Below are 12,998 nucleotides of genomic sequence, written 5' to 3'. Positions count from 1 at the left end.
AATGGCCGGATCGGACAACCCTCAGTCGAGGGCGTCACGCAGCCGGCGCTCATAGTGGCGATAGTATTTGTCGGTCATCAGCTCGCTTTTCACGAGAACGGCGACATCGGTGGTGCCGAACTGCGGATCAACCACCGCGCCGTCACCAACATATCCGCCGAGCCGCAGATAGCCCTTGATCAGAGGCGGCAGACGGGTGAGCGCCCGGCGGCGGTCGATGGTCAGCGGATCCTGCCGCAGCATTTCCACGCGACGGTCGGGAAGAGCCTTCACCCGCAGCGCCGGAGGCGCGAGATGATTGTGGTAAAGATAGGTCAGCTCTTCGCTCAGCTCTTCGGGATTGGTTCCCGGCAGACTGGCGCAACCAAACAGCACGTCGATCTTGTGCAGAAAGATGTAGGAGGCGATCCCGCGCCACAGAAGCTGCATGGCGGCACGGCCACGATAATTGATGTCGATGCACGAGCGTCCGACTTCCAGCAGACGACCGGGAAATTTCTTCAGCGGCGCAATATCGAATTCGCTCTCGCTGTAGAAACGACCGAGCTTTGACGCCCTGTCGCCCTGCATGAGGCGGTAGGTGCCGACAACGCCTGCGGCTCCGGAAGAAACCGCATGATCAATCACCAGAAGATGATCGGCATATTCGTCAAATTCATCGATATCACGCTTCAGGCGGAAGGCGCGCTCGTCAGGCTGCGCTCCCATTTCCTCGAAAAACACGCGATAGCGGAGCGCCTGCGCGGCCTCGATCTCTTCCGGAGTGGCTGCGATCCGGACACCGAGATTGCCGCCACGCAGTTCGTGAAAGCCATCGCGATCCAGATCGAGAGCGGAGAGACCGCGGCCTTGCGGAATTTCAGCGCTCATTTACCGGCACTCCGCGCTTTCCTTGTCGCTTTCGGACGCTCCGTCTTTGCCGCCTCCGGGGTCGGCAAACGGCGACCGAACAGCTCAAGCCGCATGGATATCAGCTCAAATCCGAGACGGTTGGCAATCTGACGCATCAGCGCCTCATGCTCTTCATCCTCGAACTCGAGAACCTTGCCGGTTTCCACGTCGATAAGATGATAATGACGACCATGCTCGGTCGCCTCGTAACGGGCGCGACCGCCGCCGAAATCCCGGCGTTCGAGGATACCTTTTTCCTCAAGCAGCCGAACGGTGCGGTAAACCGTCGCCACGGAAATCTTGGGGTCCAGCTCTGACGCCCGGCGATACAGCTCTTCCACGTCGGGATGATCTTCCGCATCCGAAAGGACACGGGCAATCACGCGGCGCTGGCCGGTCATCTTGAGTCCACGCTCCACGCATAGGCGTGCGATGCGGGAATCGGACAAATCTTCTGTCTTGGCCTTGGAGCCCTGACGGAACGGAGAGGGGGTAGAAGCCGGACTCACGGCATACGTCCTGCTGCCTGTGTATGCGCAACCATATGCCTCGCCTAGCTGATTTCCACGCGGTTTGTCCACTCACGGCCCGCGCTTTGTTCGGTATTTACCACATAATTCCGTGGAACTTGAAGCCACCCGCTCCTGCGGCCACATAGAACGCCATGAAAGAGCCCGATGCCCCTCCCCTCCTTCTGGATATCACCAGCGAGACCTGCCCCATGACGTTCGTGCGAACCCGACTTGCCCTGGACGGACTGCCCGCCGGCAGCCTCCTGCGCGTGACGCTTCGTGGCGAAGAACCGCTGAAAAACGTCAGCCGCTCCACCCTGTCGCTCGGACATACGATTCTCTCGACCGAGGAAGAGAAAGAGGGAGACCACTACATCCTGACGATTCGCAAGAAGGACGAAGGCTGAGATCGTCAGGCCAGCCCGCAAAGCTCCCGGGACAGGGCGACATGTCTCTGTGCGTAGGCGACAGAACTCAGCGTCGTCCTCATCCGCTCCTGCGCTTTCTCGACACGTTGTCTCGCGGCTTCCGGATTCTCCCTGACTGAGCGAATCGCGGCGGCAAGCGCCAGAGGATCACCCGGCGACACGTAGAGAACCGCGTCATGCCCAAGATAGTCCGTCAGGCCACCGCAGTCGGTGGCGATGACCGGCACGCCGAAATAGACCGCTTCCAGAATCACCGTGATCCCCGAAGCGTGACGGTTCTCGCCCAACGGCACCACCACGACGTCCGCCTGCTCATAGGCCGCGAACAACGTGGCGTTGTCCCGGATTTTCATGACCTCGATAGTGCGGTGACCTTTCGCCGCCTTCGCGGCCGCCTTCGTGCTGCTGGCAATGCGCAACGTCGCGTCCGGTACAGACGACATGGCCGCGCAGAGCGTCGGCCAGTCACGATGTTCGTCATTGCCGAGCGAAAGGACTTTCATCGAACCGTTGTCATGCGGTCCCCGTGCCGGTCGCATGCCATCCGCCCTGATTCCGAAGCGGAGCTGCTCCACACGCACCCATGGAAACAACTCACGGGCATCCGCACAGTTCAGAACAGAATGCGTCGTGAGCACATCCAGCCGATGCAGCAGAAAACGGTAGAGCAGCCGACGCGGCCACGGCTGCTTTGCCCACCGATCCACCAGCCAGACGGTCTGGCCGAGTAGCTTCGGAACACCCCCCCGCGTCAGACGGAAAAGCAACAGCACGCCCAGCGTCTGGGACTCCGTATGAGTCCACACGACATCGGCTTCCAGAAGTTTCTCGCGATTCCGCCAAGCATGGACGACATCGAACCCGAGCACGGCGCGCCCGGCATAGCGGATCAGTTTCTGAAACCGGGTCTCGGGAGCGTCTGAGGCATAAACGACCTGCACGTCGGCAGATGCCGCGTGATCATAGCCGTAGGCATGTTCCTCGTTCAGACCCAGCAGCTTGCCCGACCGCCAGCGCTCTCCCCACGTTTCGTCGCCGAATCCTCTCGCAAGATGCACGAAAACCTTCATTCGGCCACTCCTCACGTCGTCCGTCACACGCATGACTGGCGATCACGCCTCTGTCCTGCCGATCACTGCGGCAAAACAGAGACCAGAGCAACACCGCAGCGGGCTCAGCGGGATTGCTCCAGTTCGCTGCTCATCGCGCCTCAGCGCAACCCGTCTGCCAGCCTGTCCTCTGCCTCCATCGTCTCACCGGACCGAATTTTCTCAGCGAACTCTCTTAATCGAAAGAGTGGCCATGATCTCGGCAAGGCAGGCCGGGCAGTAGCAGCCGCTGTCCTGTTCAGAAGGAACCGGCAGTCCCGGTGGCAGTTTCATGCACCAGCAATCCACGGACGCCAGACAGTCCAGCGGCGCGTCACAACGGGCGCAGCGCGTTTCCATCAGGCATCCCCGCGGAAGTCCGACCAGGGTCTTACGTCTTCCGCCACCATCCCGGCCGCATGGGCGGCTTCAAGCCCTTCGGCGCTGTCCTCAAACACCAGACAGTGCGACGGCGTCACTCCCAGCCTCTTCGCGGCCAGCAGATAGATATCGGGAGCAGGCTTCGGACGCTCCACATCCTCGATCGTCACGACCGCCTCGAAGACCTCAAGCAGCCCGATGGCCGCAAGAGACGCCTCCACCACCTCCCGCGACCCGCTGGACGCCACGGCCAGCGGAAGCCGTCCCGCCCATTCCCGCACCAGCGCCACGACAGGCGCGTTCCGCTTCACATCCGGGAGACGGTTGCGCACCCCTTCCCGTGTGGCGGCCATGATGGCGGCCCGATCGAGCGCGACACTGTGGGTCTTTTCCAGTTCCGACAGGACCATCCCTTCGGAATAGCCGCGCCTGCTGAAGAACCAGTCTGGCGAAACATCGAGGCCGCCTTTTGCCTTGAGAGCCTCCAGCCACGCCATCAGATAGAGCGGCAGGCTGTCGACCAGCGTGCCGTCACAATCAAAGATAAGCGCTTCCGTTCCAGCGGGAATCCGCATCAGGGGAAAGCCGAACGGGGAAAGACCTGTCCGTCAGCCAGTTTGCGCAGCGGTGCGAACTCCGTGTCCGAGAAACTTTCCGTGCGCACCTTCGACCCGTCCGGGCTCTCGACAAACACGGTGTTATTCCAGTCGGCGGCGCTGATGCCTGTCCAGAGCGTCAGCACGATCGGGTCCGGATGACCATCCAGAGTGCCCTCAAGCTCAACACGGGCGTCACCGCTGGAAGGAGGCGTCTGGCTCAGCGGCCCCCAGCCTCCCGGATGATTCCGGAACCAGTCGTTCAGCATGGTGACCTCACCCTGCGTAAGAGGGCGGGTGTTGCGCATCGGGCCGGTTACAACCTTGCCACCCGTGACTTCCGGAAATTTGACCGGCACGAAGTTCGGCATCGCAGCCGTCCAGATCACCAGCGCCGTTCCGATTGTAAACACCAGAAAGGCAATGATGAACGCGGTTTCCTTCCTCATGATCCTGTCAGTCCTTCAGCCACGCACGGCGGCGATCACGCGAGCGACCTCCGCGTCTGTCAGTTCGGGGTGAATCGGCAGCGCCAGAATCCGCTGGGCCAGGGATTCGGAAACCGGCAGCGCAACACCGTCATGATGGTCCCGATACGCGGGCTGGTGATGCAGCGGCATCGGGTAATAGATGGCGGATGGCACGCCCTCGGCCTTCATCCGCTCCTGTGTCGCCGCCCGCTCGGCGGAATCCTTCAGCAGCACGGCGTAGATCGCCCAGGCGCTGGCGCTGTCCGGCACACGGGCGGGCACCGCCACCACATCCTTCAGTCCGGCGTCATAGGCGTCCGCAATCGCATCCCGTCGCGCCAGTTCCTCCCTGAACACGTCCAGCTTGGCCAGCAGAACCGCCGCCTGCAATGTGTCGAGACGCCCGTTCATGCCGGTGCGCAGCACTTCGTAGCGGGTCTTGCCCTCGCCATGCGTGCGCAGCGAGCGATACAGGTCGGCCCGGTCCGCGTCATCCGTCAGGATCGCGCCACCGTCGCCATAGCCGCCGAGCGGTTTGGACGGGAAAAAGGACAGGGTCGTCGCCACGGCTTCGGCACCGAGATTACGGCCACGATACGCGCCGCCAAAGGACTGGGCGCAGTCATCCATCAGAAACAGGCCATAGTCAGAGGCGATCTCGCGGAGCGCCTCCCACGGCGCGGGCTGACCGAACAGGTCCACACCGACAATCGCGCGGGGCCTGAGCCTGCCGTCCTTGCGGACCTTCTCGATCCGTTCGCGCAGGCTGACCGGGTCGATCTGGAACGTCGCGGGATCGACATCCACGAAAACCGGCGTCGCACCGAGCACCAGCGGCACTTCCGCCGTCGCCGTATAGGTGAAAGCCGGAAGAAACACGGCATCGCCGGGGCCGATATTCTCCGCCATCATGACGATCTGGAGCGCATCCGTCCCGGATGAGACGCCGACACAGTGGCCAACGCCCGACCATGCGGCGAGCCGCTCTTCCAGTTCCGTCACTTCCGGACCGAGCACAAAACGGCAGTGCTCCAGAACTGTATCGATCCGCTGCTTCAGCGGCGCGCCGAGGCGACGCTGCTGGGCTGGGAGATCAAGAAAGGCAATCGGCTTCTGCCCGTCCGGCGTGCTCATGAGGTCAAGCTCTCCCTGTCCTGATCGGTGCCCGGTGGAGCGCCCTTCGCCTCACCGGTCGCATTGTGATCGAATTCCGGCACAAGATAGCGTAGCACGGCCATCGCCGCCTCCGTGTCGCCCGCATGCGCCAGAACGGTTATACGGTCTACCGCGTGCGCCACATCCTGATAGTCCACAACACGCGGGGCAGCCATCAGCAAACCCGGCGCATCGGTCGGCACGGGCGCTTCACGGCCATGAAACAGTTCCTCGAACAGTTTTTCACCGGGACGCTGACCTGTGAAGGTGATCTTCACGTCCTCGTCGGGGCGCAGGCCCGCAAGCCGGATCATCTGCCGCGCCAGATCGACGATCCGCACCGGCTGCCCCATGTCGAGCACGAAGATGCCACCATCCCGCAACAGCGCATCGGTTCCGGCCACACGCTCCGTCTGTGACGGCCCCTCGCCTGTATCCTGCTCGAACCTGAGCCCGTCCGTCCCCCGCACACTGGCCTGAAGAACGAGGCCGACCGCCTCCGGCACGGTCATGAAATAGCGCCGCATATCCGGATGGGTGACGGTCAGCGGACCACCGCGCTCAAGCTGTCGTCGAAACAGCGGCACGACCGAGCCTGTCGAACCCAGCACGTTGCCGAACCGGACGGTCACGCACCGCAACGGCTCTCCGGCATGGCGCGTGGCGATGTCGAGCGCCTGACAGTACATCTCCGCCGCCCGCTTGCTCGCGCCCATCAGACTGGAAGGATTCACCGCCTTGTCGGTCGAGATCATCACCAGCGCCCGTACGCCATGACGCCGGGCCGCATCCGCCACGATCCGTGTGCCGACGATATTGGTCAGCAGCCCTTCACAGGCATTCGCCTCGACGATCGGCACATGCTTGAGGGCGGCGGCGTGAAACACCAGCGTCGGCCGATACTGCGCGAACACCTCGTCGATACGGTCACTGTCGCGCACATCGGCCACGACAACGCTACGTGAAACACAGGGCGACAATTCGCCCAGTTCCACGTCGATCTGCCACAGAGCGAACTCTCCGTGATCCAGCAGCACCAGATGCTTCGGACCGAACGCCGCGATCTGCCGCGCCAGTTCGGAGCCGATGGTGCCGCCCGCGCCGGTAACCACCACGACCTCACCACGAATCATGCGATCCATGCCCGCCCTGTCGAGCGGCACCTGCGGCCGGTTCAACAGATCCTCGATGGCGACGGGACGCAGGGCGATCCTGTCCGCGGGCGTCAGATCAGTAAGAACCGGAGCCCGCATGACAGCGATCTCATGCGCCTCGGCGGCTTCCAGAACCCGTGCGAGACCGCTTCCCCGAAAGTTCGGGTCGGTCACAACCAGCGTGTCCGGCAGAGTGTTCTGAGCGGCCATCGCGTCAAGCAGGGTGGCGACATCCGTGACATGACCGAGGATCGGCACGTTATGGATACGGCGTCCGGCCTGATGCGTTCCCTGCCCGATCAGGCCAGTGACACGGACACCCGCCTCCGGGTTGCGGTCGAGCGCCCGGAGATACAGGTCGGCAATCTGGTCCGCGCCGACCAGCACGATCCGTTTCTGCACGATACTGCGTCGCGTGATGCCATTGCACAGGCGGTAAGCCATACGCAGGCCACCCAGCATGGCTGTGAGCGTCAGAGCGTAGATGAGCGGAAAAGTCGGACTCGGGAGCGGAAAGCCGGTGGCGGAAAGTCCCAGCGTGAACAGCGCCGCACTGGCGACGGACGCGCCGACTATCCCGAGAAGGTCTGACAGACCGGAGAAACGCCAGTATTGCTGCGGCATCCTGAACGGCAGGCCGCTGACCACCAGCGTAATGGCTCCACCGGCCAGAAACCAGAGCGGATGCAGCAGTCCGTCACGCGGCGCCGCCAGCCAGCGGGCGAACGGCGCAGCCACGGCGGCCACGCTGCCGTCAAGCAGGATGTTGACCAGAATTCTGTTGAGCGGTCGCAGCCGGGCATTTCTCGGCGCGACATCCGGGCGTTGCGGGACCATCACGCTCGCCGTATAGCCCAGCTATGCGTCGGCTAGAAGCAACGAAGCCGAGGTTTTTCAATCAGCTCGTGGCTTTCGATGTTTCACATGTATCCGGCCCTCGGCCTTCTGCTTCTTGCCTACATCATCTCGGCGCTTCTCTGTCGCCGGATGATCGCGGTCGCGGTGCTTGATACGCCGGGACATCGCAGCGCGCATACCGCTCCGACACCAAAGGGCGGAGGCGTCGGCGTGATCGGGGCTTTTCTGCTCCTGTTCTTCCCGATGCGGCACCTGTGCGGGCTGCCCGCCCTCACGCCGGACAGCGTGACATTCTGGTGTGCGGTCGCACTTCTGGCGGCCATTTCCTGGCTCGACGACGTGTATCAGTGGTCGCCCCTGATCAAGCTGGCCGCTCAGATCCTGTCCGCCATGATGGTCACGGCCGCCATTCTGCCTATGGGCGGGTTCGCAGACCCGACATGGTTTGCCGTGGCCGCCCTGTGCGCCACCATATGGGCCGTGTTTGTGACGAACGCCGTCAATTTCATGGACGGGCTCAATGGTCTGGTTTCCGGAACACTCTGTCTTGCATTTCTGTGCCTCGCCCTGCCGTTCTGGCCATCTGACACACCGGACCTCCGACTTCTTGCCGCACTGCTTACCTTCGGGCTGCTGGCTTTCCTGCCGCTGAATTTTCCACATGCCCGCATCTTTCTTGGTGATGTCGGCAGTCAGGCCTGTGGTCTGCTCATCGCCGCCGCCGCCCTGACGATGGCCACACCTTCCATCGCACCGGCCATTCCTGATTTCCATGCGGCCCTGCTGGTTCCGTGCCTGATCGCAGGACTGCTATACGATGTCGCCTTCACGCTCATCCGCCGCACTTTCGCCGGAGAGAAACTGTTACAGGCGCACCGTGGGCACCTCTACCAGATCGCCTTTCGCTCCGGCGTGCCGATGCCGGTTGTGACCCTGCTCCACTGGGCTTTCGTTCTATGGGGTGCGGGTGTTTACGCCGTGCTTGCTCTGCCGCCTGCCGGAACGGTCTGGTCCACGATTGCGGTGGTCGTTCTGCCGCAGTTCCTGTGGACGGCTTTCGTGATTCTGCGCACGAGGCGGCATCCGGTGGGACGATGGTAAGATTGAAACGCCTGACAGGTGGTTTACGGAACGACCGATGAAAACAGGCAAAACGGCCTTTTATCTGACCCGAGTTCATTTCCAGTCTACTCTTTTGCGAAAGCACGCTCAGTTTTATCTGGTTATTTGATATCATTGCTGATTGTGCGCCATGATATGATGGCCATCATATCCGCTGGTCTGGAGGCCATTACTGGTGGAGGATAACAGCCGGAGACCGAAGGGCTGTCAGGAGGTCAACCTGAACATCGCTTATCACTGCGAGAAGACTCTCAACCGGGAAACAGACGTCTTCGATACGAGCACCTACGCCGCGCAATACGTCTCCGATGACTGCCTGACCCCAATGTCAGCCATGCAGCCGAGCGCGACCGGGCATTCTCCGGCGCCCGTTTCGGTGCAGTGCGCGGTGCAGCATGGCGTCTGATCCCGCACGGAGGCGTCAGGCTGCCCTACCCCTGCGTATCATCGTTCTGGGAACCTGTCTGGTTCTTGCCAATCTGGCAATCTGGTTCTGGGCGCTTCTGCTTTTCAGACAATCACCTGTTCTGCTGGGCAACGCCCTGATCGCCTACGGGTTCGGCCTTCGTCATGCCGTGGACGCGGACCATATCGCCGCCATTGATAACGTGACCCGTCAGTTCATCCAGAGGGGCAAACGCTCCCTGACGCTTGGTCTCTGGTTTGCGCTCGGACATTCAACACTGGTCGTGATCGCCACATTCGGAACGATCGTGCTGTCCCATGCCTTGCAGGATCATCTCGGAACCTGGCGCGACATCGGGAGCGTGGTCGGCACACTCATCTCGGCAGGCTTTCTGTTCATTCTCGCGCTGACCAATCTTCTGGTTTTGCGCTCAACCTGGCGAACTTACCGAAAGCTCAGAGACCACCCAGAAGAAAATCCTGATATTTTCGAGAAGATTTCCGAACAGAACGGTGTGCTGACCCGCTTCTTCAGACCACTGTTCAGACTGATTTCCAAAAGCTGGCATATGTTTTTTCTCGGTTTTCTATTCAGTCTGGGCTTCGACACCGCAACGGAAGTGTCGCTGCTGGGTCTGTCAGCATCCGAAGCCAGCCATGGCATCGCTGTTGCATCCATCATGATGTTTCCAGCGCTTTTTGCCGCAGGCATGTCCCTTGTCGACACTGCGGATGGCGTGCTGATGACAGGGGCCTATCAATGGGCTTTTGTCGATCCCCTTCGCAAACTTCGTTACAATATCGCCATTACTCTGGTTTCCGCACTTGTCGCCCTTGTCATAGGCAGCATTGAAATGCTCGATCTTGTTGCCGACCGGTTCAACCTGCGCGGAAAACTCTGGAATATTGCCGCGTCTTTGGGAGAGCACTTCAACACGCTCGGCCTGATTATCATCGGGATGTTTGTTCTGGCATGTGCTGGATCAGCCCTCCTCTATCGATACGGCAAAAACAAACAGCCAGTCTGACTGGCGAAACGGGAGAGCAGCCGTCTTTCCCGATGACGGTCAACAAAAAACCGGGAATCTTTCGACTCCCGGCCTGATATTTTCATTTCTGCGGCAGGATTTATTTCAGACGTTCAAACGTCAGACCACCAGCGCCAGCAGAAAGACGCGCACCCTTGGCGTCACTTTCCAGCTTCAGACGAACGCCATGCTTGTTCTCAAGAACAGCACCACCAATCCCCTCACCGAGAGTGGCTTCACCGCTTGTCGCGGCAAACGTGCCTTCCATGTCAGCGGCATTGTGCAGATTATAGACCGTGCCCTTGCTTACAACTTCCGAAAAACCAACGGCGGCAATCTGCCCACCCGTGACCTTGTAGCGATATGTCTTTTTGTTGAACGTCAGACGGGCATCACCCCAGGTGTAGCCAACGCCAAGGTCAGCCGATTTGGTCTTGATGGTCACGGTGCCGGACCGCGTCCCGAGAGCATCACCAGCCATGGCGGGAGCAGCCAAATACGTCACGGCGGACAGCGCGGCGACAACGGCGAAAGGTGTGAAACGCATCGTAAACTCCTTAAATTTCCTGACAGAACCTGAAAGGTATCGGCGTCTATTGTGCAGGGATAACGCCTGAACCCGTCCTCTGGTTCACCGGGCCATTCGGCCACAGTCCCGGTCGCTCGGCAAATCAGGTTCCTGAAAGCAGAAAGCAGTCCATTCTTATCTCCCTTTACAAGCAGGCCGCATCCAACGAAACCGGCCGCCCGTGACTATCCGGGAAGATTGGAAAGCATCTCCACACACCATAAAAAAAGGCCACTCCAGAGAGCGGCCTTTTTCAAAACTCTTAGCGAAGGGGAACCCGTTACGCGGCGCGACGTCCGGCGCGGGGAGCACGCTCCTCTGAAGCTTCCTTACGTGTCGCAGGAGCGGCTTCGCCCATGATGGAGCGGATTTCGCGAAGATAGGCGGCGCCCTTCAGAGTGCGCTGAACCAGCACGGAACGACGATCAAGCGGATCGACCTTGCGGCGTGCGAGATCCAACTCACCCAGACGGTCCAGAGCGCGTGTGATGGCCGGCTTGGAAACATTCAGCTCGGAAGCCAGACCGCGAACGGTGTGACCTTCTTCCTGAAGGTAGCAGGTCAGGAATACAGCCAGCTGACGTGCGGAAAGATCCGGACCGTCACGGCGGACGAGCGAAACCATCGTGTCACGAAGCGTGTTGACCAACTGGTCAGCCGTCGCATTCGTCTGAGGCTTCGCCGCAGCCTTTGCTGCGGATGCGGTGCGAAGTGTCGTTGTCCTGACCTGAGCCATAATATCCATTCCCTGTTTCCAGACAGGAAGATCAGCGCCCTGTCCGCTGACGCGCAGTCAGCTTTATTACTCGTTACAAGCACATATAGATTATTCTGATACGATTTAAAGCCGAAACAAATGAATAGTTTTTTAGGTAGATCGTTATTGTCACGAATTTAATAAATCCGTCATGCCAAGCACACGCGGCAGGGCCTCGTAAATCGCCCGCAAACCCAGGATTTCTCCGCCTTCCGGCCTTCCGCGACGAGTTGAATCATTCCACGCATAACTGTCGATATGCGCCCAATGCACATCAGATTCGACAAAACGCTCAAGAAACAAAGCCGCTGTTATGGCTCCAGCGAAAGGTTTCGAGGAGATATTATTGAGATCCGCCACAGAACTCCTGAGCCAGTCCCGGTATCCATCCCACAGAGGCAGTCTCCAGAACGGGTCAGATACAGCTTTTCCTGCGTCAAGCAGCCCCTCAACCATCGTATCATCATTGCCGAACACAACAGGCAGATCCGGACCGAGCGCCACACGGGCCGCTCCGGTCAGCGTCGCCACGTCAATCAGCGCCGCCGGACGGGCTTCACTGGCTTCCGTCAGCAGATCAGCCAGCACCAGTCTTCCTTCCGCATCGGTATTGCCGATTTCAACCGTCAGACCGTTTCTGGCCGTCACCACATCGAGAGGGCGCATCGCCGTGCCGGAAACGGAGTTTTCCACGCAACCGAGCCGCAATTCGAGCCGCAGCGGCAGGTCCCGCGCCATGATGAGACGCGCCAGCGCCAGAACTGTCGCAGCGCCGCCCATATCCTTCTTCATCCGCAACATGCCGGATGAAGGTTTGATGTCGTATCCACCGCTATCGAAACACACGCCCTTGCCCACCAGAGACAGGAGCGGCGCATCTTTCTTCGCCTGAGACCCGACCCAGTGCGCCACCACAACACGCGGACGTCTCTCGGACCCGTTCCCGACATGCGCGACCAGCGGATAGGCTGCCTCAAGCGTCTTGCCCTTGATGATCTTCACCTTCGCGCCGAAGGGCTCCAGAGCCGTCTGAGCCTCGGCCGCCAGTTCCTCCGGCCCCAGCAGGTTGGCGGGCGCATTGATCAGATCCCGTCCCAGCCAGATCGACTGCGCCATCTCCAGAGCCAGTGGATCAGGCTTTTTCTCATAAAGACGCACCTGAAGAGGCTTCGTCTCGCCCAGAGCATAGCGATAGGCCCCCAGAGCAAAGCCCAGCACGGCAACACCCCGGTCCACGTCATCCGGTAGCGACACCGTCCAGTCGCCCTTCGGCAGCCCTCTGGCCAGCCCGCCGAAAACGAAAGGATCGGTCCTGTCCGCAGACGGCAGTCCCAGAAGCGCGGTCACCTCGCCCGATGCATCCGGCACCAGCGTCAGTTGCCCGGATGCCGCCGTGAAGCCGGTATCCACCGCAAAGCGCGCTCCGGTCTCCCCGACCAGAGCGGTCAGTTCACCGAGGTCAGCAGTCCGGACTCCATGCACAACGCGAACCGGCCCCTTCACGCGTCCTGTAACAAGGCACTCCATCTTTCTGGCCACTCCCCCAGCACTCATCGGACATCCCCGGCTTCATGAACGATCAAGG

The 12,998-nt window shown here is 60.8% G+C and carries 15 protein-coding genes; 4 read left to right on the top strand and 11 right to left on the bottom strand.

The genetic code is table 11. The features are described from left to right. Window positions 1-21: 21 nt before the first annotated feature. Both LKE90_RS14015 and LKE90_RS14010 read right to left on the bottom strand, forming a co-directional pair. A complete protein-coding gene (locus LKE90_RS14015) occupies window positions 22-870 on the bottom strand; it encodes a GNAT family N-acetyltransferase (RefSeq protein WP_291491836.1) in 849 nt (282 codons plus the stop codon). After that, window positions 867-1,340 carry a Fur family transcriptional regulator gene (locus LKE90_RS14010; RefSeq protein WP_291492043.1) on the bottom strand — a complete coding sequence of 158 codons (474 nt, stop codon included), beginning with the start codon at window positions 1,338-1,340 and terminating at the stop codon, window positions 867-869. The genes LKE90_RS14015 and LKE90_RS14010 overlap by 4 nt, the downstream gene beginning before the upstream one ends. Before the next feature lie 215 nt (window positions 1,341-1,555). On the opposite strand from LKE90_RS14010, the gene LKE90_RS14005 reads away from it, so the two are divergent. Next, window positions 1,556-1,810, top strand: a complete 255-nt coding sequence (locus tag LKE90_RS14005) for a sulfurtransferase TusA family protein (RefSeq protein ID WP_291491837.1) — start codon at window positions 1,556-1,558, stop codon at window positions 1,808-1,810. Window positions 1,811-1,815: 5 nt separating this feature from the next. Here LKE90_RS14005 and LKE90_RS14000 read toward each other — a convergent pair whose 3' ends face one another. The 6 genes from LKE90_RS14000 to LKE90_RS13975 form a co-directional block, all read right to left on the bottom strand. Then, the gene (locus LKE90_RS14000; protein WP_291491838.1) at window positions 1,816-2,901 is read right to left on the bottom strand and encodes a glycosyltransferase family 4 protein; all 1,086 of its coding nucleotides are present in this window, start codon (window positions 2,899-2,901) and stop codon (window positions 1,816-1,818) included. 201 nt (window positions 2,902-3,102) lie between these two features. Beyond that, window positions 3,103-3,279, bottom strand: coding sequence for a hypothetical protein (locus tag LKE90_RS13995; protein WP_291491839.1), 177 nt, complete (start codon window positions 3,277-3,279; stop codon window positions 3,103-3,105). Next, window positions 3,279-3,875, bottom strand: coding sequence for an HAD family hydrolase (locus LKE90_RS13990; protein ID WP_291491840.1), 597 nt, complete (start codon window positions 3,873-3,875; stop codon window positions 3,279-3,281). Before LKE90_RS13990 ends, LKE90_RS13995 begins: the two co-directional genes overlap by 1 nt. Further along, the gene (locus LKE90_RS13985; RefSeq protein WP_291491841.1) at window positions 3,875-4,345 is read right to left on the bottom strand and encodes a hypothetical protein; all 471 of its coding nucleotides are present in this window, start codon (window positions 4,343-4,345) and stop codon (window positions 3,875-3,877) included. The genes LKE90_RS13990 and LKE90_RS13985 overlap by 1 nt, the downstream gene beginning before the upstream one ends. A 15-nt stretch (window positions 4,346-4,360) precedes the next feature. Next, a complete protein-coding gene (locus LKE90_RS13980) occupies window positions 4,361-5,500 on the bottom strand; it encodes a DegT/DnrJ/EryC1/StrS family aminotransferase (protein WP_291491842.1) in 1,140 nt (379 codons plus the stop codon). Beyond that, the gene (locus tag LKE90_RS13975; RefSeq protein ID WP_291491843.1) at window positions 5,497-7,512 is read right to left on the bottom strand and encodes a polysaccharide biosynthesis protein; all 2,016 of its coding nucleotides are present in this window, start codon (window positions 7,510-7,512) and stop codon (window positions 5,497-5,499) included. The genes LKE90_RS13980 and LKE90_RS13975 overlap by 4 nt, the downstream gene beginning before the upstream one ends. A gap of 87 nt (window positions 7,513-7,599) precedes the next feature. Between LKE90_RS13975 and LKE90_RS13970 the strand changes: the two genes are divergently transcribed. From LKE90_RS13970 to LKE90_RS13960, 3 genes are all read left to right on the top strand, one after another. Then, window positions 7,600-8,634 (top strand): UDP-phosphate alpha-N-acetylglucosaminephosphotransferase, encoded by a 1,035-nt coding sequence (locus LKE90_RS13970; RefSeq protein ID WP_291491844.1) that lies wholly within the window; start codon window positions 7,600-7,602, stop codon window positions 8,632-8,634. Between the two features lie 196 nt (window positions 8,635-8,830). After that, on the top strand, window positions 8,831-9,061 hold the full coding sequence (locus tag LKE90_RS13965; RefSeq protein WP_291491845.1) for a hypothetical protein: 231 nt from the start codon (window positions 8,831-8,833) through the stop codon (window positions 9,059-9,061). Beyond that, a complete protein-coding gene (locus tag LKE90_RS13960) occupies window positions 9,051-10,088 on the top strand; it encodes a HoxN/HupN/NixA family nickel/cobalt transporter (RefSeq protein WP_291491846.1) in 1,038 nt (345 codons plus the stop codon). Before LKE90_RS13965 ends, LKE90_RS13960 begins: the two co-directional genes overlap by 11 nt. Before the next feature lie 100 nt (window positions 10,089-10,188). Here LKE90_RS13960 and LKE90_RS13955 read toward each other — a convergent pair whose 3' ends face one another. From LKE90_RS13955 to LKE90_RS13945, 3 genes are all read right to left on the bottom strand, one after another. Continuing rightward, a complete protein-coding gene (locus LKE90_RS13955; RefSeq protein WP_291491847.1) occupies window positions 10,189-10,635 on the bottom strand; it encodes a hypothetical protein in 447 nt (148 codons plus the stop codon). A 301-nt stretch (window positions 10,636-10,936) separates the two neighbouring features. Continuing rightward, window positions 10,937-11,281: a MarR family transcriptional regulator gene (locus LKE90_RS13950; RefSeq protein ID WP_291492044.1), complete on the bottom strand. Its 345-nt coding sequence runs from the start codon at window positions 11,279-11,281 to the stop codon at window positions 10,937-10,939. Window positions 11,282-11,542: 261 nt separating this feature from the next. After that, on the bottom strand, window positions 11,543-12,967 hold the full coding sequence (locus tag LKE90_RS13945; RefSeq protein ID WP_291491848.1) for a leucyl aminopeptidase family protein: 1,425 nt from the start codon (window positions 12,965-12,967) through the stop codon (window positions 11,543-11,545). Between the last annotated feature and the right edge of the window lie 31 nt (window positions 12,968-12,998).

This window comes from Acetobacter sp. (genome assembly GCF_022483985.1).
GTDB lineage: Bacteria > Pseudomonadota > Alphaproteobacteria > Acetobacterales > Acetobacteraceae > Acetobacter.
Note: the sequence above shows the minus strand (reverse complement) of the source record. Positions and strands in the feature narration are given on the sequence as shown.

Coding starts and splice junctions, on each gene's coding strand:
- LKE90_RS14015 (WP_291491836.1), bottom strand. CDS start 870: ATGAGCGCTGAAATTCCGCAAGGCCGCGGTCTCTCCGCTCTCGATCTG.
- LKE90_RS13985 (WP_291491841.1), bottom strand. CDS start 4,345: ATGAGGAAGGAAACCGCGTTCATCATTGCCTTTCTGGTGTTTACAATC.
- LKE90_RS14000 (WP_291491838.1), bottom strand. CDS start 2,901: ATGAAGGTTTTCGTGCATCTTGCGAGAGGATTCGGCGACGAAACGTGG.
- LKE90_RS13955 (WP_291491847.1), bottom strand. CDS start 10,635: ATGCGTTTCACACCTTTCGCCGTTGTCGCCGCGCTGTCCGCCGTGACG.
- LKE90_RS13975 (WP_291491843.1), bottom strand. CDS start 7,512: ATGGTCCCGCAACGCCCGGATGTCGCGCCGAGAAATGCCCGGCTGCGA.
- LKE90_RS13960 (WP_291491846.1), top strand. CDS start 9,051: ATGGCGTCTGATCCCGCACGGAGGCGTCAGGCTGCCCTACCCCTGCGT.
- LKE90_RS13945 (WP_291491848.1), bottom strand. CDS start 12,967: ATGAGTGCTGGGGGAGTGGCCAGAAAGATGGAGTGCCTTGTTACAGGA.
- LKE90_RS13970 (WP_291491844.1), top strand. CDS start 7,600: ATGTATCCGGCCCTCGGCCTTCTGCTTCTTGCCTACATCATCTCGGCG.
- LKE90_RS13980 (WP_291491842.1), bottom strand. CDS start 5,500: ATGAGCACGCCGGACGGGCAGAAGCCGATTGCCTTTCTTGATCTCCCA.
- LKE90_RS13995 (WP_291491839.1), bottom strand. CDS start 3,279: ATGGAAACGCGCTGCGCCCGTTGTGACGCGCCGCTGGACTGTCTGGCG.
- LKE90_RS13990 (WP_291491840.1), bottom strand. CDS start 3,875: ATGCGGATTCCCGCTGGAACGGAAGCGCTTATCTTTGATTGTGACGGC.
- LKE90_RS13950 (WP_291492044.1), bottom strand. CDS start 11,281: ATGGTTTCGCTCGTCCGCCGTGACGGTCCGGATCTTTCCGCACGTCAG.
- LKE90_RS14005 (WP_291491837.1), top strand. CDS start 1,556: ATGAAAGAGCCCGATGCCCCTCCCCTCCTTCTGGATATCACCAGCGAG.